The sequence below is a fragment of the Paenibacillus guangzhouensis genome (assembly GCF_009363075.1).
GTDB lineage: Bacteria > Bacillota > Bacilli > Paenibacillales > Paenibacillaceae > Paenibacillus_K > Paenibacillus_K guangzhouensis.
This window is the reverse complement of the sequence record NZ_CP045293.1, coordinates 5479578-5498297: the sequence shown is the minus strand read 5'-3', so window position 1 is coordinate 5498297 and position 18720 is coordinate 5479578. Positions and strand designations below refer to the sequence as shown.

The 18720-nt window shown below is 45.6% G+C and carries 14 protein-coding genes, 1 pseudogene and 1 riboswitch; of the genes and pseudogenes, 1 reads left to right on the top strand and 14 read right to left on the bottom strand.

Annotated features, from left to right (window positions below; genetic code table 11):
• Positions 1-8: 8 nt before the first annotated feature.
• The 7 genes from GCU39_RS24805 to GCU39_RS24775 form a co-directional block, all read right to left on the bottom strand.
• A complete protein-coding gene (locus GCU39_RS24805) occupies positions 9-2288 on the bottom strand; it encodes a glycosyltransferase family 2 protein (protein ID WP_152395905.1) in 2280 nt (759 codons plus the stop codon).
• Positions 2288-3382 (bottom strand): bifunctional glycosyltransferase family 2/GtrA family protein, encoded by a 1095-nt coding sequence (locus GCU39_RS24800; protein ID WP_193726616.1) that lies wholly within the window; start codon positions 3380-3382, stop codon positions 2288-2290. Before GCU39_RS24800 ends, GCU39_RS24805 begins: the two co-directional genes overlap by 1 nt.
• A gap of 217 nt (positions 3383-3599) precedes the next feature.
• Positions 3600-4958, bottom strand: coding sequence for an amino acid permease (locus GCU39_RS24795; RefSeq protein ID WP_152395903.1), 1359 nt, complete (start codon positions 4956-4958; stop codon positions 3600-3602).
• A 117-nt stretch (positions 4959-5075) separates the two neighbouring features.
• A riboswitch (glycine riboswitch) is annotated at positions 5076-5155 on the bottom strand.
• A 287-nt stretch (positions 5156-5442) separates the two neighbouring features.
• Positions 5443-6759 (bottom strand): polysaccharide deacetylase family protein, encoded by a 1317-nt coding sequence (locus tag GCU39_RS24790; RefSeq protein ID WP_152395902.1) that lies wholly within the window; start codon positions 6757-6759, stop codon positions 5443-5445.
• Between the two features lie 3 nt (positions 6760-6762).
• Complete coding sequence (locus tag GCU39_RS24785; protein WP_227793324.1) at positions 6763-7410, bottom strand: hypothetical protein; 648 nt, start codon at positions 7408-7410, stop codon at positions 6763-6765.
• Positions 7411-7837: 427 nt separating this feature from the next.
• The gene (locus GCU39_RS24780; RefSeq protein ID WP_152395900.1) at positions 7838-8302 is read right to left on the bottom strand and encodes a DUF8821 family protein; all 465 of its coding nucleotides are present in this window, start codon (positions 8300-8302) and stop codon (positions 7838-7840) included.
• 189 nt (positions 8303-8491) lie between these two features.
• Positions 8492-9058 carry a TetR/AcrR family transcriptional regulator gene (locus GCU39_RS24775; RefSeq protein WP_152395899.1) on the bottom strand — a complete coding sequence of 189 codons (567 nt, stop codon included), beginning with the start codon at positions 9056-9058 and terminating at the stop codon, positions 8492-8494.
• 142 nt (positions 9059-9200) lie between these two features.
• On the opposite strand from GCU39_RS24775, the gene GCU39_RS24770 reads away from it, so the two are divergent.
• The gene (locus GCU39_RS24770; RefSeq protein WP_407671589.1) at positions 9201-10130 is read left to right on the top strand and encodes a DsbA family protein; all 930 of its coding nucleotides are present in this window, start codon (positions 9201-9203) and stop codon (positions 10128-10130) included.
• A gap of 55 nt (positions 10131-10185) precedes the next feature.
• On the opposite strand, the gene trpB is transcribed toward GCU39_RS24770, so the two are convergent.
• The 7 genes and pseudogenes from trpB to GCU39_RS24735 all read right to left on the bottom strand — a co-directional run bounded on the left by trpB (position 10186) and on the right by GCU39_RS24735 (position 18626).
• On the bottom strand, positions 10186-11346 hold the full coding sequence (gene trpB / locus GCU39_RS24765) for a tryptophan synthase subunit beta (RefSeq protein WP_152395897.1): 1161 nt from the start codon (positions 11344-11346) through the stop codon (positions 10186-10188).
• Positions 11347-11442: 96 nt separating this feature from the next.
• Complete coding sequence (locus GCU39_RS24760) at positions 11443-12345, bottom strand: helix-turn-helix domain-containing protein (RefSeq protein ID WP_152395896.1); 903 nt, start codon at positions 12343-12345, stop codon at positions 11443-11445.
• Between the two features lie 559 nt (positions 12346-12904).
• Positions 12905-13162 (bottom strand): annotated as a pseudogene (locus tag GCU39_RS32080) (CD3324 family protein); the annotation flags it as partial.
• A gap of 11 nt (positions 13163-13173) precedes the next feature.
• A complete protein-coding gene (locus tag GCU39_RS24750; RefSeq protein ID WP_227793323.1) occupies positions 13174-13851 on the bottom strand; it encodes a hypothetical protein in 678 nt (225 codons plus the stop codon).
• A 473-nt stretch (positions 13852-14324) separates the two neighbouring features.
• Positions 14325-16916 (bottom strand): ABC transporter permease, encoded by a 2592-nt coding sequence (locus tag GCU39_RS24745; protein WP_152395893.1) that lies wholly within the window; start codon positions 16914-16916, stop codon positions 14325-14327.
• A complete protein-coding gene (locus GCU39_RS24740; protein ID WP_152395892.1) occupies positions 16913-17596 on the bottom strand; it encodes an ABC transporter ATP-binding protein in 684 nt (227 codons plus the stop codon). Before GCU39_RS24740 ends, GCU39_RS24745 begins: the two co-directional genes overlap by 4 nt.
• A 58-nt stretch (positions 17597-17654) precedes the next feature.
• A complete protein-coding gene (locus GCU39_RS24735) occupies positions 17655-18626 on the bottom strand; it encodes a VanZ family protein (RefSeq protein ID WP_152395891.1) in 972 nt (323 codons plus the stop codon).
• Positions 18627-18720: the final 94 nt, after the last annotated feature.

The following is an 18720-nucleotide window of genomic DNA, read 5'->3' as shown; positions in this document are numbered from 1 at the left end:
TCATCCTCTTAAGCGCTCTCGGAACGTGGATGGAGCAAATCATCCAGCATCTGATCGACAAGCCCGCGATCCACTATATCGCCGATATTCTCAACCGAGAGGAGCACCTCTTGATGACCGGCCGTCGTTTTACCCGTATGCCGCACAATGACTTCAATATCGCTTCGGGTATAGAAGGTCACCACAGCCCCTACTGGAATATCGCCCTGGAATCCGGAGGCGGAAAAGTAAAGGTAATTAAAACTGCGCAGCGTACATCCAGCACCATTCGTCATAACGATTGGACACTGAAGCGGAATCCGCGGCATTTTTCGTTTATCCAGAAGCGGTTGAACAATGCGCCTTTTCACGTTACGGACCATATCGTCATAAGCCGTATCCCATAGATTCATCTGCTCAGGCAAAGAGTGTTTCCGGTCATAAATGATCTGCATGTATTGGCGTTTGTTCGTCTCATCGACCGGCTGAACCGTTGCCGAATAGCGCCAGCCATCCCCATCCTTTTTCACATAGACGATGACGGCATCCAGACTCGCTTCATAGCGCTCGCTCTTCACGACGAGTGAGATCGTCGTCTGGGGCGGCAAGTAGACGGGATGTTCGACATATATGGCAATGCCATGCTCCGACACATCGACGGTCCTGGCCTGATAGCGCAGGTTGCCCGCTTTGTAGTGGATCGTGACATCCTCTTGCGCCCGAATTCGCTCTGTCTCCCGATAAGCGCGGCGGCCGATCATGAAGAACAAGGCATAACAGAGTGCAATCATATTATGAACCAGCCAAAACACGATAATGCTGCTGTAGAAGAGAGCCAAGCCGTACTTGCCGTGCACGAACCGGACGATTGCCGCAACCGAAAGAAGCAGCAGGAAAATGTGCGGAAGTGCATACAACAAGGAAGTCATCCACTTCGGTCCGGCGCCCTTCTTCTTGTTCGTCACCTTGAACTTCCTCTCATGGATGTGCAAGGTTTCAAGCAGAACTGGCCATATCAGATATGGCATGAAAATCGTATCGATGACTTGACTCCAGCGCTGATTGCGAATATTGCTGGACAGATAACGCATCGACATACTGTAGCAAAAGTAAGACGGAAGCCAAAATACGAGAATTTCCAAAAAGCTCGTGTTTACAATTTGGAAGTCGAACAGCGCAAACAAAATGGGTGCCATGATGAAAATCAACCGGTTAAAAAAAGACCACCAATACAAGAAGCTGCTCATATAGGTAACTCTTGTCCAAAAGGGCAGCTTGCCGGAAGTAACAGCACGGGTATTCTGCAAACTTTGAAGAATGCCTCTCGCCCAGCGGATGCGCTGCTTAATCATGCTCGGAATTGTTGTCGTGGTCAGCCCTGCAGCCTGAACTTCCTGGGTTGCATACGTAATATAGCCTGCTTGCTGCAAGCGGATGCTGGTCTCAAAATCCTCGGTGATCGTCTTCAGCGGGAAACCGCCGATTTCCTCCATCGCTTTTCGGGAAATGACCGTGTTGCTCCCGGTATAGGCCACCGCATTGGAGGCATTACGCAAAATATTAACCTCTCTGGAGAAGAAATCCTGTTCGTTCGGAATGCCCTGTTCCGCATAAAGATTAAATTGGAATAAATCCGGATTGTAGAAGCTCTGCGGGGTCTGAACCAGCCCGAGCTTGAATTTGTCATCGAGCTCATCTTCTCTTCGAAGCCGCCATTCCCCTTTGTCCTGGGTAAACTGCGAGAGCAGGAAATATGGAACGGTCTTCATCAGGAAGGTATGCTGCGGAATCATGTCCGCATCAAAAGTCGCAATAAGCGGGGAGGAGGTTTTGCTTAATGCATGATTCAAATTGCCGGATTTAGCCTCCTTGTTCCCAGGAAAACCAAGATACCCGACACCAAACTGTCTGGCCAGCTCTTCAACCTCAGGCCGACCACCATCGTCACACAAATAAATATGAACCTTCTGCTTGTCCGGATAATCCATGAATGTACAGGCATTAACGGTTTTATACAGCAGATCGACCGGCTCATTGTGCGTGGCAATGAACACATCGACATCCGGATAATGCTCCGGTGGGATGATTGGGAAGTCGAGCTGTGTGCGTTCCTTTTGCATTTTCTGAAAAAACAATTCAAAGGTCGTCAGCACCGTTACCGTCTCCGCTACAATCAGCAGAATGCCGAATACCATGTTCAAGAACCCTTGATCCCATGGTAACGTAAAAAAGATACGCCATAACAAATAGATGGACATCAGGATCATCGTGACGACAAACCAAATATGCTGCCGTTTTTCATTTTGCACTATCGTCGCTGCCTCCTTGCAGCAAATACCCACCGCCGCTGCGCCTGAAAGCTTAGCAGGAACAACACGGCATCACAGACGAGTTTTGCTATTTTCTCATTCATAAATATCATCGTATGGAACAAATAGACCCCGGTGCTGGAAAGCAAGATCACGATTACGCACAAAGTCAAATACCTCCATAAACTCCCCTGGCTATCCTCCTTGCGGAATACAAAATGCTTATTCAGCAAATAGTTGACCATAATGGAGATGACTCTTGCGATCACCGTCGCGAGTAGGATCCTGATATAGTCCTGTTCACCCAGCATGGGCCGCAATATGTCGATCAGTAGCCATGCGATCCCTAAATCGACGACAGAGCTTGCAATCGAAGAGGAAATAAACCGCACGAAATTGGAGAACAGAACACGCATCACCCGAGCGCTGTCCTGAATCGCTTTAAAATGCGTCCCCGCATTGCCATTTTCATAAATGACTTGAATCGGCAGCGTATGAATCGGTATGCCGGACTGAATACAAGAGATGAGCATCTGCAGCTCGTATTCAAATCGGGTCCCGCGAATATTTTGCATAAATGCGAGCAGCGAAGGGCCGAAAGCCCGAAGTCCTGTCTGCGTATCGGATAACTTCTTGCCATACAACATCGCAAAAATAAAGGAAGTAACCCGATTGCCCAGCAATGACTTCGGCGGTATCCCTCCCTCGCTGAAGTTCCTTACCCCAAGAACCAGCGCGTCAGGATGACGCTTCGCTTCTTCCGCAAGCCGGTATACATCCTCTGCTGCGTGCTGTCCATCTGAATCGGCCGTTACAACGCAGGCAACCTCATCGAACTGCTGTTCAATATACTGAAAGCCCGTCTTGAGCGCAGCGCCCTTCCCCTGATTCTCCGTATGCCGCAGCAGAACACAACCGCTCTCGCGAAGCTGACCAAAAATCCACTGGTACGCATCGCCGGAACCGTCGTCCACAATAACAATATGGATCAAACCATAATCTCGCAATTGCTGTACATAGGTCAATAGTCTCTCATCTGGCTCAAGCGATGGGATAAGGATAATCGTTTCGCCGTTTTTTCTCTCCATAACCATCCTGAAAAATCCCCAATTCTCTACATTTTTTTGCATTTTCTCCTATTTATAGTGAGTATATCACCAAAAAAGTAGACAGTAAACGAACAATCCGACTCAAAAATAGTATAAAAGCACTATTTCGACAATGAATTAAAACATTAATAGTAATAATAGCAAAAAGGCACCCGACTCCACATCGGGCACCTTTACCAAATTAGGGTGTGATAATTTTTGCCTATACCCTGTTACGCTGTTCCTTCCTTCTTCTGCTCGCATACAAAGTAAATAATAGAACAAACCATATTGGCGTCAATAATAAGGCCGGGCGCGTCTCTTCAGCATACAGCATAATCATGAGAACGATGGCAAACAACGTTAGGACAACATAATTTATAAATGGCGTCAACGGTGCCTTAAATTTCGATTTAGCCTGTAATTCCGGCTGTGTTTTTTTATACCGCAAATGACAAATTAGAATGACACCCCATACCCAGATAAAACAAATGGCACTAATGGTTGTCACGATGCCAAAAGCTTGCTCCGGAATAAGCTTACTCAGAAGAGCTCCCACCGATAGGACAAGCGTAGATATGAATAACGCGTTGCTGGGTACATGATTTTTATTAAGTTTGGCAAAGCCGGTTGGAGCCTGGTTATTCTTGCCCAAATTATATAAGATCCGACTTGTTGAGAACATCCCGCTGTTGCAAGCTGAGGCGGCTGACGTTAGTACGACAAAGTTAATAATTCCTGCGGCAATAGGAATGCCGACCAAAGCAAACGTTTTGACAAAGGGACTTTCGGATGGAGTGAGTTCCGTCCATGGGTTAATGCATAATAGGATGATCAATGCTCCGACGTAGAAGAATAGAATTCTTAACGGAATTTTATTAATCGCCGACGGGATATTTTTCTCCGGATTAGATGTCTCCGCTGCAGATACACCCACTAACTCCACACCGACATAGGCAAACACAACCATTTGGAATGAAAGTAAGAACCCCGAAACGCCGTTTGGAAACCATCCCCCGTGCTCCCAAATATTCTTGACACTCACCGTTCCTGCATCTGTTTGGAATCCGATGACCAGCAAAACAACGCCAATCGCAATCAGCGCCAGAATAGTCACGACCTTGATTAGAGCAAACCAAAATTCCAATTCCCCGAAACTTTTAACCGTTAATAGATTGAGTGATAATAAAATGATTAAACAGATGACTGCAGGGATCCACTGCGGGATATCAAACCAATATTTCACGTATACCCCGACAGCAATCACATCGGCCATGGCCGTCATGATCCAACAGAACCAATAGGTCCACCCAGTTACGAACGCGGCCCGTGGTCCAAGATAGTCTTCAGCAATGTCTGTAAAAGATTGATACCCGGCCTTCGACAATAATAGCTCTCCTAGCGCCCTCATCACGAAAAAAATGGCAATACCCACGATAAAATAAGCAAAGATAATGGATGGCCCCGCCAGTTGTATTGCTTTGCCTGATCCTAAAAATAACCCAGTACCAATGGTGCCGCCAATGGCAATAAGTTGAACATGCCGATTCTCTAACCCTCTCTTCAATTCCTGTTGTCCCATAGCATATTCCCCCTTATTTACGCATAAAAAAAGAGATTGGATGCGCTCCAATCTCTTGATCAAAAGAATAATAAATAAGACTTGTTATACCTATTCCAATATAACAAATTAGATATTTAATACTCTTCTGTCCTTTTGCCTGAGATTGTGAACCCTTCGGCGCCGTGGAATTCCACGGTCTCTCCAGAAGCTGCTCCTGCTATAGTACGACCCATAGCAATCATAGCTTGCTTACTATTTTATTTGACTTTCAACGGATATAAATATTTTCTAATACTAATCACGTTCTAATATTTTGTCAACGTCATAAATAAAAACTCCCGTTTCTAGAGGCTTGGCTATTCCATTTAAATCGATGAAATGTCTTATGTTCAAACCCCACCAACATTAGAAAGCAAATTTCTGAGCAGGTTCACCGTATCAACTTTAGAGTAAAATTAAAAAGCACCCAAATGGGTGCTTTTCACGTCAATACTGGTCTATTTTATTTGAACGCGACGAACGTTAAGTTCTTTCCTTTTAAGTATTTTATAATATCTGGAAGTGCCTTTAATGTGTTCTTGTTCTCGTGCAGTACATATACGCCCCCAGCAGCTTCACTCTGATGAAAGAATCGAATGATGTCCTCTGGCTTCTTCTCATTCCAGTCCTCCGGATCTCGATTCCACAGGAGGGTCTTCATATTCAACTTCTTAGCCTCGGAGACAAGTTCATCGTTAACCGCACCGTATGGCGGGCGGAACAAAGTAACGGCAGTATTCGTCAGGGATTCCAAAGCGCTGTTTGTCTTCGACAAATTTTTACTCTGATCCTGAGAGGTAGCTCTCGGAAGTACACTGTGATCCCAGGAATGATTCCCAATTGACATTCCATGCTCGTTCGCATAAGTTACGGCATCTGGATTGCGTTCCACATTCTGCCCTACGAATAGAAATGTCGCCGTTACCTTCTCTTCCGTTAGAATGTCCACGATTTGCTCCGTGAGCGCGGAGGGTCCATCATCGAAGGTTAAGGCGACATATTTCTTTGGCACCCCAAAGAGCTTCTTATTCTCATCGATGTCGATGACTTCAAAGTCTGCCTGCGTCTGATTGATGTTAGGCTGATCCGAGACTTGGGATAGGGCGGATTGTTCTGATCCAACAGCCACATTTGAAACTCCGGTCTTATCCAAATCACTTATGAATGCGCGAACAATCGGTGCTTGAAAGTCATCCGTTGTTACCTCTGCATTCACTACGCCGATTGGCCCGCTAAATATACGTACGAAATCATCTTTGCCCTTCGAAGCGATAGATAGAACAGTCAGCAAGCCGAATATGACCAGGATTAGAATGGATATCCTTGGCACGCGTGCAGAGAATTGCCGCAGGAATTGTGCTCGGTACTGAGCGAATTTCTCTACTCCGCCTTCCTGCCCTCCCTCGTCTATTAGAACGGGTGGAAAATCCCTGATCTGCTTTATTCGATCTATATATGCTTCGCTGCATGCAAAATACAGCATATCTCGGGAAACATCTGTGGTTCTGATTATGGCACTATAAAAGGTATTTCGGTAAGGATCCCACTTGGAATAGGGAGAGAGTCGAATCCTGTCTCCATTCAATGGATTCAACGCTTCAAGCCCAAGAAATGTAAAGTCATCTATTTCGATTACGTATGCAGCTTGTCTATCCTCTTGGGTAACGATAACCTTGATTTGGTTTACACCATCGGAGGTCTTCCCAAGCGACAGCAGCTCCATTACCTGCGTGCTGTATGTCTCCATCCCCATCTTCGTCCTTCTCTTCCGATCAGACATGACTTAATCGATTGAAGCTTCCTCTGTTGTTCCCACATTCGATGCAAATGGAGATGTCAGTCGGTTAGTAAAGTCAGTTACAATATTAAGGAGATGCGTCTTCTCCTGGCGAAGAGCATCGGTTTTCTGTTTCATTTGAGCGAGCTCCGCTTCAAGTCTTGCATGCTTCTCCTCAAGTTCGCTGATTCTCTTATTCTTATCGGCAGTCGTCTCGTTGTGCTTCTGAAGTAAGCCAGCATAGTTCTGGCGTTCAAGCTCAATTACGCCTTTAAGCTCCTCGTTCTCACCAGACAAAGTGGAATGAAGCTCCCGATAGTCTTCCATCATCTGGTCGACCTTCAGATTCTTATCGGTCAGTCTCCGCTCCAGCTCCAGAATACTCTTCTCGCGTTCCTCGATGACCTTGCCCAAGTTCTTCAAGTCTCTGTTCAAACGATCATTTTGTCCGTTCGCGTGGCTTAGTCGATCTTGCATATCGTTATGACTCATTTCGACATGCTGCTTGGCCTTAATCATCTGCTCTACGGCGAATACCAGATCAAGCGAGCTTTTGTCCATATGGCCCTTATTGTTTAAAATAGAGCCTGAAGGCTCTTCATTCACCCCGGAATCAGCCGAATTTATCGACACTTCCATTTGTGGTTCTTCCAAGTCCCTCCTTATGCCGAGGTCCTCTCGCGATTGCTGCTGCTCAAGATTACTCTTCTTCTTTTGGAACGGAGAAAACATAGATGAAATCACCTTTTCTGAGAAAATGTTGAAAAATGTTGAATTATGTATTCTCTCATTATAGTTGAATTTCCAATTTAATAATCAGGGCTAAAGCACTAATTTACTTGACAGAAGATAGGCTAATGGTAGGGCGGTGTGGGGGTATCAGCACTATTTCACTAGATCCGATGAAATCTGGGAGTTTAACAATAAAATAGAGACTGCGGGCATACTACGCCCGGTCTCTACTTAGCTTTAGAGGTATTTAAATAGAACGAATATTCGGAATAGAACAACATATGATCCCAGCGTAGATGCCACAGACCACAACGGTTGGATTCCTATTTATTTACGCTTTTTGCTTACCTTAATATTGTCCTTTAATGACAAAAAACGAACCCCGAATCGTCCCGGCTAGTTTCGACTTCTGCCTAGCAAACTTAAACTTCTCTTCTAGCTCCTTTGGTATTTCCATTCCCTCAGACAGCTTAAACCCAACGGCCCGCTTCTTAGGGTCATCAACCGTATACATCACATTGATCGCAAGACCATCCTCATAGAAAACGTAGGCAAATTGGATATTTTCCACTTGAAAACGCGACGTTTCTAGAGGTTTGGCCGCAAACTCAATATTCCGTTCTTCTTTCAAAATGCGGTTCACATAATCAAGGGTATCCTGACTTTCGCTAGCGGGTACAACCGTAAATTCATGCTTGTACTTGGTCATAAAATAACGGGCTTCATTCGCACGCAGACCAGCAAGAGCTTCTACTACAGGGGAAGACTCTAAGCCAACCGTAGACACATTCTTAAAATCAACGATATACGACATTTCCATCTCTCCTTCTCATATTCACAAACGAAAATAAATTCATATTTATCCAAAAATATTTGCCAATCTTCATTCAATTATTTCTTCCTCTTATCTACCAAATATTATACTAAAATGATCCAAAAGAAAATTGCTCTCATAGACTTGTATTAACAATAATCGCTATAAATATTCGCCGTTGTTGCGTTTTTACGATTTTCCGTGTTCAATCCCAGACATCAGAAAAGGAATGGCCGACCGAATAAATGCTTCTGGTGATAATTCCTTACGATTTCTCCTCCACTCTACCGAAGCACCATAAACGCCCCAACTTAAAATGACCGCTGTAATTTTTAGCGATTCATTCTCTTCTGTTGTATGTTGTTTTCGCAGCATGCCATAGAAAATGATTTCAAGTTGTTCCCTGATAATGCGGGCTATAGTCTCATCGTATCCTCTATGACACCGACTGGATAACGCTCTTTGGAAATCCGTTATGGCTACGAAGATATCAATAATCGACGCTTCATTTAGCTCGCTTTTCTCGAAGTCTATGGCATTCAAATTAATCAATAGAACTTCCGATAATACTTTGTCGAGCAAGTCATATATATCTTCAAAATGATAATAGAACGTTGCGCGATTGATCTTAGCCTCTGTTGTAATATCCTTGACGGTAATATCCTTGAATTCTTTATTCCCTGAAAGTTCAATAAAAGAGTCCATGATTAACTTGCGAGTTCGTAAAATGCGGGGGTCTGTCTTCGATTGCGTCATATCATGTCCCTCCAACTTTTTAAACAATTGTATCAATGTGTTGCATAAACAACAAATCGAATGATCTATTGGTGTTCCGATCGATCGATTATGGCTAGAATTTGATTGTAAAGCAACAATCATGGGAGATGAGGATAAACAAATGGCGAACGATAATCATATGATTTGTGATTTAGAGACTGGTGTATGTGGCGTAGCTGGGGAAGAAGAAATGGAGATGATCGATTTTAATCAACCTCAAAAATCCATTGAATTGTATTATGTCACGGATCCTATTTGCTCTCACTGCTGGGCGCTTGAGCCTGTTCTTCGTCGATTTAAAGAGCAGTATGGGCATTATTTTAACTTTCATACGGTAATGGGCGGGTTGCTGGAGAAATGGAGTGATGAGCCTGTCGACCCCCGTAACGGAATATCAGGACCTGCTGATGTCTTCGGCCACTGGAGAGAGGTTGGAGAATATTCGCGCATGCCGATTGACGGTTCATTGATGCTCAACAATCCGGTCCAATCCTCCTTCCCGCCTTCTCGTGTATTCAAAGTGATTCAAAAAAATAATAACGATGCATTAGCCTATGATTACTTAAGACGTTCACGAGAAGCCCTCTTCGTCTTTAATCGGAATATCGCTGAGGAATCCATCATGATAGACATCGTAAATCAGCTTGGGCTCGATGGAGAAGCTATTGTCAGGGATGCCGAGCATCAATCCGGCCAACAATTATTGAACGAAGATTTTAGTCTCGCTAGAAGACTTGGTGTTAGAGGCTTCCCGACGATCGTTATGATCAACGAGGACAATAAAGGATTGAAAATCGTAGGCAGCCGTTCGTTGGAATCCTATGTTGAGGGCCTGCAGCAAACGCTGAATACGGGGAAAATTGAGCCCAAACAACAACCATCCCTTTCGAACTTGCTTGAACAAGAAAAGCTATTATTCTCGAAAGAAATTGAAGTTATGTATGATATTGAAAAGTCGGGAATCAACGCTTTTGTTGAAAAAGAACTGGCACCAAGCAGTTATGAAATGAAGGAACTTCTAGGCGAATTCTATATTACAACCACGAAATAATAATGGAGAAAAGGCCGTCAGATCAACTTCCTGACGGCCACAGCACCTGCGGAACCTATTTGAGCATTTGATACACTTGTTCAACATCCTTGTCCCCGCGGCCAGACAAGTTAACGATAAGAATTTGATCCGGACCCATCGCCTTGGCTAGCTTCTTGGCGTGTGCAACCGCGTGCGCGCTCTCTAGGGCAGGGATGATTCCCTCTGTGCGGGACAGCTCCTGGAAGGCTTCCAGCACTTCCTCATTAGTAACGGTCGCATATTCGGCCCGCCCAGTTACCTTCAGGTGACTATGCTCCGGTCCGATGCCCGGATAGTCGAGCCCCGCAGCGATCGAATAGGTTTTTTGAGGCTGGCCTTCTTCGTCCAACAACACTAAACACTTGAAGCCGTGAATGATGCTTGGGACGCCCTGAGTTAAGGTTGGCGCTTTGTCCGGTTCGACGCCAATCAAGCGAACGCTCGGCTCGTCGATGTAGTGGGCGAATGCGCCAATCGCATTGCTGCCGCCGCCCGCGCATGCCACCACCGCATCCGGCAGCCGGCCTTCCTTCTCTAGAATCTGCTGCTTTGACTCTTCGCTGATGACAGCCTGGAAGTGTTTGACCATCGTCGGGAATGGGTGCGGGCCAACCGCGGATCCGAGCAAATAAAACGTATTTTTATAGTTGCGAACCAGATCGTCTAACGCTTCATCCACCGCATCCTTCAGTCGTCCCTGCCCTTTATGAACCGGAATGACGGTTGCGCCGAGCAGTTCCATCCGGAACACGTTAAGCGCCTGGCGGCGCGTATCTTCCGCTCCCATATAAATGACGCATTCCATATTGAACATGGCGCAAGCCGTTGCCGTAGCAACACCGTGCTGCCCGGCACCCGTCTCGGCGATAATCCGCTTCGCTCCCATCCGCTTCGCGAGCAGAATCTGGCCAATCGCGTTATTAATCTTATGCGCTCCGGTATGATTCAGATCCTCGCGCTTTAAGTAGATCTTGGGACCTCCCCAAGCTGCGGACAGCCGCTCCGCATACGTTAGCGGGCTCTGGCGACCAACATATTCGCGCAGATAATAGCTAAGCTCTTCCTTGAAGTCCGGGTCATCTCGAAACTTGTAAAATTGCTCACTTAAATAATCCAGCACTTCCTGCAATTCCGGTGGAACAAAGCTGCCCCCGAACTCTCCAAAGTACCCCTCTTGCTGCAATTGTTGGTCCATACGTATGCGCCTCCATAACTATAAATTGGTAATGTTTGCATACTATATTACCATGAAATCCAGCTTCTGATGAGTATAAGAGATTCAAAATGCCAGCTATATCTTTTTTACTGGTCGCAACACTGCATAACCATAACCCTCTGGAAAATGTCGTTGGTAGTCCTGTTTGGCCCCTTCATCCCATTCGTATCCCATCCCTTGGGGGTCGAAGTTCCATGCTACCTCTTCAGTTGTCCTCATAACAGCACCATTATCCTTCATGTAATCGAAAGGCGGATGGAAAAAGACCAAATATTCCGATTCCGGAATTTCCCTGCATTCCATACATTCCGGAATCGGTCCATCATACTCCATTGAAACGGGGATTCCATACAAGTACCCCTGTTGACCGTTCTGGTAAAACCATCCCGCCGTCTGACCCAGTTGTCCAGGAAGAGTATGGTTGGACATACTCTCGAGCGTACCGCTGATCTCATCACAAGAGTGCCCGTTTCCCCAGAAGTCCCCATAATTTGTTACGGAAATATCCCAGATCCCGATAAATTTGTGCGCCGGAATGAACTCGACTTTGATCTCCGCCGGTTGCAAATGTACTTTACTCATCTTATCCCGCTCCTTGATCAAATAATGATAAGGCGAGAATACCTCCTGACGAATAGCCAACGGAATAGGTCGGGGAGCTTTTTGGTAGGCTGCAGGGGTGAGCCGAAATGCCTTGTTAAAAGCTCGTGTAAACGCCTCTTGTGATGAAAATCCATACTTTACGGCAACATCCAGAACCCGCTGATCCGTGTCGCGGAGCTCCAGGGCGGCACGGCTGATCCTTCGAGTCCAGATGTAATCCCTCAATGTCATCCCGGTTAATTGATTAAACTGCCTGGAACAATAATAGGGTGAGTAACCTAACTGTTCCGACATCTGCAATAGGGATGTACTCTCCGTAATATTGCTCTCCACCCAATCTACCATTAGCTGGACCATTTCATTCCATTCGTACATGGAAGTCCTCTCTCCTTTCCTTTTGATCATATCACCAGCAATTCTTGCATACTTGATTCGAGTTGTACAACGGCAAGTTATAAGGCCATCCCTTTGCGGGATGGCCCTATGAATCAACTTATACTTTATCGACATAAATAAATTTGTTTCCGTAGTATTGCATGAATCTTTTATACTCGGCATTTCCTTTCAACACGATGACGGTGGGATAAGCATTTACTTTGCGTTGTTTTAAGGAGGCCAACAACGCTTGTTGCGCGGTGCAATAGAACTTTCCTTCCCCATATTCAATAAGAAGCGGTGGGGGCGCGGATACATCATCTTCACTCTCTTCCGCAAGATTCTCCCTGATATCGTATTCTTCAATCCGGATGAGACGCAATGGAAACTTAACGACTCCCAAATAGAGAAAGTCTTCATTCATGAGATCATGTACAGTGGGAGCAGCTTTTCGAGTAAGCAGCAAATAACATTGGATCCACTCTTCGATCAACCCGGCATTCGCATAGTGTACAGCAGATTCTAATGTCGGAGAATAAGTTAAATACTCGCCATTATTTTTTGAATAGATAATTTTCTTAATGGAATCCAAAGATAAGAAGTATTCGTCCGCAAGTTCCGAAACCGTGAGCCCATGGGCGTACTTATTGCGAATCATTCGATTGCGCTTCTGCAGTTGTTCTCGGTAGCCGGACGTTTCACCCCAAGCCCTTTTTTCCTCCCCGGCGGGAATATAAAGAAGTTTCCCTCCTGCGTATTTCTGGATTTCTTTCAGCAGTTCCTCAGGTAATATATCGCTCGCATTTTCGTATTTCATAGCTTCACCTTCTATAAGGCGTATATTCGATCTTTCAGTTCACTAATGGATTTCATGATGGACGTGCAGGACTCCGTGTCATCAATGGACGCATGCCAACGCAAGGTATCAATTCCTTTATAATAAGCCATACATAAGAATCTTTCCTTAAAATCCGGTATGACGATACCCCTTTTCTTGCAATACTCGAACAACAATTCCGGGATGTGCAAGTACGGCTTATTCAAGTCCATAATGGCAAAATCGAGAAGGAAATCGCAGATGCCGGATCTGCTCCAGTCAGGGAACCCGACCGTCGTCTTGCCGTCTGTGATCATATTGACAAAAAACGTATTGTTATAAACTAAAAAGCGTTTTCCTTCACAATAAGGAATTCTGTCCTTCATTTCCTGCAAGTATTTATCGAAGAATTCACGCTCGAGAACCGTTGTCTCAAACATCTCCTTCCAATGATACCAATACCCCTCTTTATCTTCTGCGAACGTATCGATCAGAAATTCCTTACAGGTCCCATATTCCGTCATACATTCCTCGTTAAACTCGCCATAGCCCTCTACTCCCGTTATATCGGAAGAATGAATATCAAGGATCTTGTCAAAAAACAACTCGTAGCAATCTAAGAACTGTTTTGGGTTTAATTGATCTGCGATAAATCCATTCGGCGTCATACTAACCTTTTCAGAAAGCATCGATTTTATGATATTGTCCTTACCCATCTTTTTATCTCCCTTTCCGTTTTCAATTAGGATTCATCAGGCGCGCATCTGATATAGGATAAGGATATCATTGGAATGATGGGGGATATAGGTAACGAATATCTTAAGCGAACTTTACTGACCGTTATATTTATGCGGTTACACAGCGTTTGCCTGAGCAGCAAAGAGAGGATATTAAACGGGAATTGCAAAGCCTAATTGAAGATATGCTGGAGGAGCGCATACCAACTGGCCCAACGTGAAAGAATGGTTCGTAAACGCCATCGTCGTGCTTACATTGCTCGATATCATAACCGAGTCCTTTGCCTGGTACCGGGCCAAATCATCGCCCTCTTCTATCACAAACTAACATCCGCGTGAATCTGACTGACCTCAAGAGGTCAGTTTTTTGTTGCTACATCTACGAAGCAAGCCCTGACTTCAACCAAGTCAGGGCCGATGGTTAATCATATATTCTCTTGCTTCAATGCATCAATAATGTTTTCCTTTTTTACTTTCGCGCCGGAATATAACATGGCGGAACCGACAATGACAAATACGGCGACGATGACGGACAGAATGCTCATCCATGGAAGGGCGAACCCGTAGCTGAATTTGTTCGAAAATGCCCTATAGAGTAGATACATCACGACGAAACTGACGGGAAGCCCGAACAGCAGCGACTTGACCCCATAAAAAACACTTTCATAGTTCATCATTTTCGCAAAGCCTTTTGGCGTCATGCCGACGGATTTCAGCATCGCAAATTCCCGTTTGCGAAGGGCCACGCCCGTCGAAATCGTATTAAAAATGTTCGCAATGGAAATCGCAGATATTAATACGATAAAACCGTAAGAAAAGACGGACATCATTAGAATATTTTGTTCTTCGCTTTTTCTGGATTGATATACATTGAAGACATTCAGGTTGGTCTCCTGCATCTCTTCGATTTCCTGCTGCGTTTTCATCGGTTCTGTACTTTTCAGATGGAGGAATGTCTGAACGTTAGCTAAGTCCTCGTCATCTGCCAGCCGATTCATAACGCGTTCCGAGACGATGATATTTACCCCGCCTACGCCTGTCGGGCTCAGCCCCATCGGAGCTTGATCCGTCAACGCGGCAACGATCACTTTGTGTGCCTTCGATTCTTCCCCATTTTCTTTATAGAAGTTCGTTAGCTCAATACTTTGCCCGATCTTCGTATATATGGCCTTCGTCTGAATATATTTTCCCGTATCCATATCTTTGTAATGAATCGTATCCATCACAATCGCGGCAGGATGATCCGGATCCGTTAGCTGTTCGTAATCTGCGCCGACCGCTCTGGCATAGTCTTGCAGACTCGAATCATTCAATGCATGAATCGTAATGTCGTAAGGATATTTCCCGTCTTGCAGTAAGCTCTTATCTTTCTTCACCTTCTCATGCAATTCATCAGCGATGAACGCTTCATCGACCCAGGCATTCTTATATAACGCATGAATCACGTTGAACTCTGTTACGCCATTCAATGATGCAATCGATTGGATCAATCGTTCGTCGATTCTCTTGCCATTGCTGTACATGACTTCAATATCGTAATTGATGCCTTCCCGCGACAGTTGCAGGGATTGCTGCATACCGGCGGTAAAGAATGATACCGTCAAAAACAAAACGATGCTGATAACGAGCGAAAATACGATGGTATGGTATCTCCGTTTGTTCCTTTTTAAGTTTTTCAGCCCGATCTCCGCTTCAATCCCGAAAAACTTACGAATGATCCTCGACGTTTTCACCGCTTTGGCCGTAAGCTTGACTTCGGTAGTCTGGCGAATCGCGTCCATTGCGGATACCTTGGATGCCCTGATCGCCGGGAGATACGTCGATATGAAAATCGTCAACATCGACACAATACAGGCGATCAAGAGCGATAACGGCGTGACGACGAGCCTCAACTTTTCACTGGTCCATAATGCCCCTTGAATCATAGAATTCATGAACCAAAAAGTGATCCCTATCCCGGCAAGTCCGCATAGGATGCCAATAGGAATGCTGATCAGGCCAATAACGACACCTTCAAACAGCACCGAATTACGCTTCTGCCTTTTCGTAGCCCCCACGCTCGCTAGCATCCCTAAATGGCGGGAGCGTTCCGAGACGGATATCGCAAAAGCATTATAGATCAGCGACACCGAGCCGATCATAATGACCGCCATAATGATCGCCGATAAGGAGAACATCATATTGGACGAGGATTCACTTTTGGACAAGCCATAATAACGTAGCAATCCGTTATTATATCGGACCGTTTCAATGTGGTTTTTCTCAGCCAATTCCTCCGCATGAGCGAACAAGAACGGATTGACACGCTGCAACACCACCGACGCATCGACTCGATCGTTTGCCCCGATAATATTTTCATCGACATAGCTAATGATCGTATAGCCCGGGGCCCAAGCCGGTTCCCATACAGGGCGCTTGATGAAACCTACCACTGTATAATCCCTTGCCTTGATATGCTGCAACGTTTCGGTCAATTTGCCGTCTTCCCTACGCAGCATTTGGGTCTGATCCATGGATTGGTCGCTCCCTTGCTCGAATCGTTCGCCGATACGAAGGGTTAGACGATCGCCGATCTCGTATTTCACTTTGGCGTTTGTTGCAACGGGCTCGGAAATCACGACTTCCTTGTCCGTATGCGGAAGACGCCCCTTGCTTAGTTCAATCTGAAATTGTGCGAAACCCTGCGCATTATATTCCTTAATGAACAAGTACGGCTTATTGGGATTTTGCCCCCCTTCTAATGGGGCATAACCAAGATCTCTTGTGATCGCTGCGGTTTTGGTTGCATCATCGCCCTGTATCGCCGCAAGCTGCTCTTTGGTGACATCTTGATATTGGATATGCCACTCCCCTGTATCCGCAATGGCTTGTCTGATCATTAGATCCGAAAAGGAAAAAACAAGCGTAGCGACAGCGGTCACCATGGCAACCGAAATGATGACGCCGATGATGGTTACGAGCGTTCGTCTCTTGTTCTGCTTCAGGTGCCGGATGGTTAGCGTGTTAACAATATTCATCGCCGGATCACCTCGTCTTTGGCGATCCTCCCGTCTTCAATCGAAATGATCCTGTCGGCTTGCAAGGCGATCCGTTCGTCATGCGTAATTACGATCAGCGTCTGATGATAGGTTTTATTCAGCATTTTCAATAAGTCGACGATCTCGCTGCTATTCTTGCTGTCCAGATTCCCGGTCGGTTCGTCGGCCAGCATGATCGCAGGATTGCCGATGAGCGCTCTGCCGATCGAGACCCGTTGCTGTTGTCCGCCAGATAGCTGATTCGGCAGGTGATTTAATCGATGCTGTAGATTCAGCGTATTTACAAGACGATCCAACTGCTTTTGATCTACCTTTTGGTTATCCAGCAAGAGCGGCAGCGTCATATTCTCCTCTACCGTCAGGACAGGAATCAGATTGAAGAACTGGTAGATCAGGCCGATTTGCCTGCGCCTGAAGATGGCCAGCTGCGTTTCGTTCAAGGCATACATATCCGTATCCTCAACATACACTTTACCGCCAGTCGGTCGATCCACGCCGCCCAGCATATGGAGAAGGGTCGACTTCCCCGATCCAGACGGGCCGATAATCGCGACGAATTCGCCTTTTTGGATCGAAAAAGACACATCGTCGAGCGCCTTCACCGCCGATTCACCCGTACCGTATATTTTAGACAGATGCTCGATTCTTAAAATTTCCATTGTCATTCCTCCTAAAAGTTTTGTGAGTGTTACTTCCTGAATCGACTTCGCACAAAACTCACTTCGGAAGCATAGGATCTCCCTCGATGCTCAAATTCCAGAAATATACCATCTCTCTATATCCAACATCCCATAGGGTTTCATTTCCCTCCAGGGTGATCGTAAGTTCATTGGCCTGTGGAAGAAAAATTTCAGACATATCCGGCTCGTCGCGCCCGGCTTCTGAAGATACGGACAGAAACTCATGACCATCGACGGTAACCCTGATGCTGCCATGGGAATCCTCTTGATCGGGGATTCCATAATGGAAGGAGAGATAGATCTCCTCCTTATTGCCTAACGTATACGTGTACGTTTCTTTTTTTTTACCTTCGACGCGATACACATTATATCTGGGCTCTACGTCTTGGCCACCAATCTTTAGACTGTACCGTTTGGTACCCGTCGATGGATTCCCGTTACTGTCTTTGAGTTCGTTGATCGCGACAAAGGGACCCATTTCTTTGGTGAACGCTTGATCAACCAGCCCGAAGGCCCCCCATACCCCGAGCATCAGGACAGCACTGGCAATGCCCGTAGCAGCAATATTTCTCCAGTCGCTTTTCGTACGAAAGCCAAGTTTGTACGCCCCGAATCCGATGGCTGCGCCCGATGCGTTCTGTATGACGTCGTTCATGTCGAAGCTGCCGAGGAACGTTAGTGCCTGAATGGTCTCCAGCACGAGAATGGACAGGATGAACAAAGTCATGAATCGAATAAAGTTGGTCCGATATAACAATGGAATCAATATGCCAAAAGGGATGAAGGCTGCGATGTTCCCGAAACCCACAAAATCCATCAACGTAGGATGTAGAAGATCGGATAGGCCTGGCACCCTAAAAAAATCGTCAGGTAAAAAAATAAAGGTGTACTCGGTGATTTGATCTACCTTACTTACTCTGCCGAAAGCGAAAAACAAAAAATATAGAATAAAAAGGGTGTAGAATATTGTGATGGCAAAAATAATCTTACGGTGTTGCTTCAATTGCATTGTCTTGCCTCCATCGCTTAGCTGATGAATATCATTTTATCTGTCCAAAATGACTTTCCAGTGACGATGGAGGTGACAATTCAGTCACTTACGG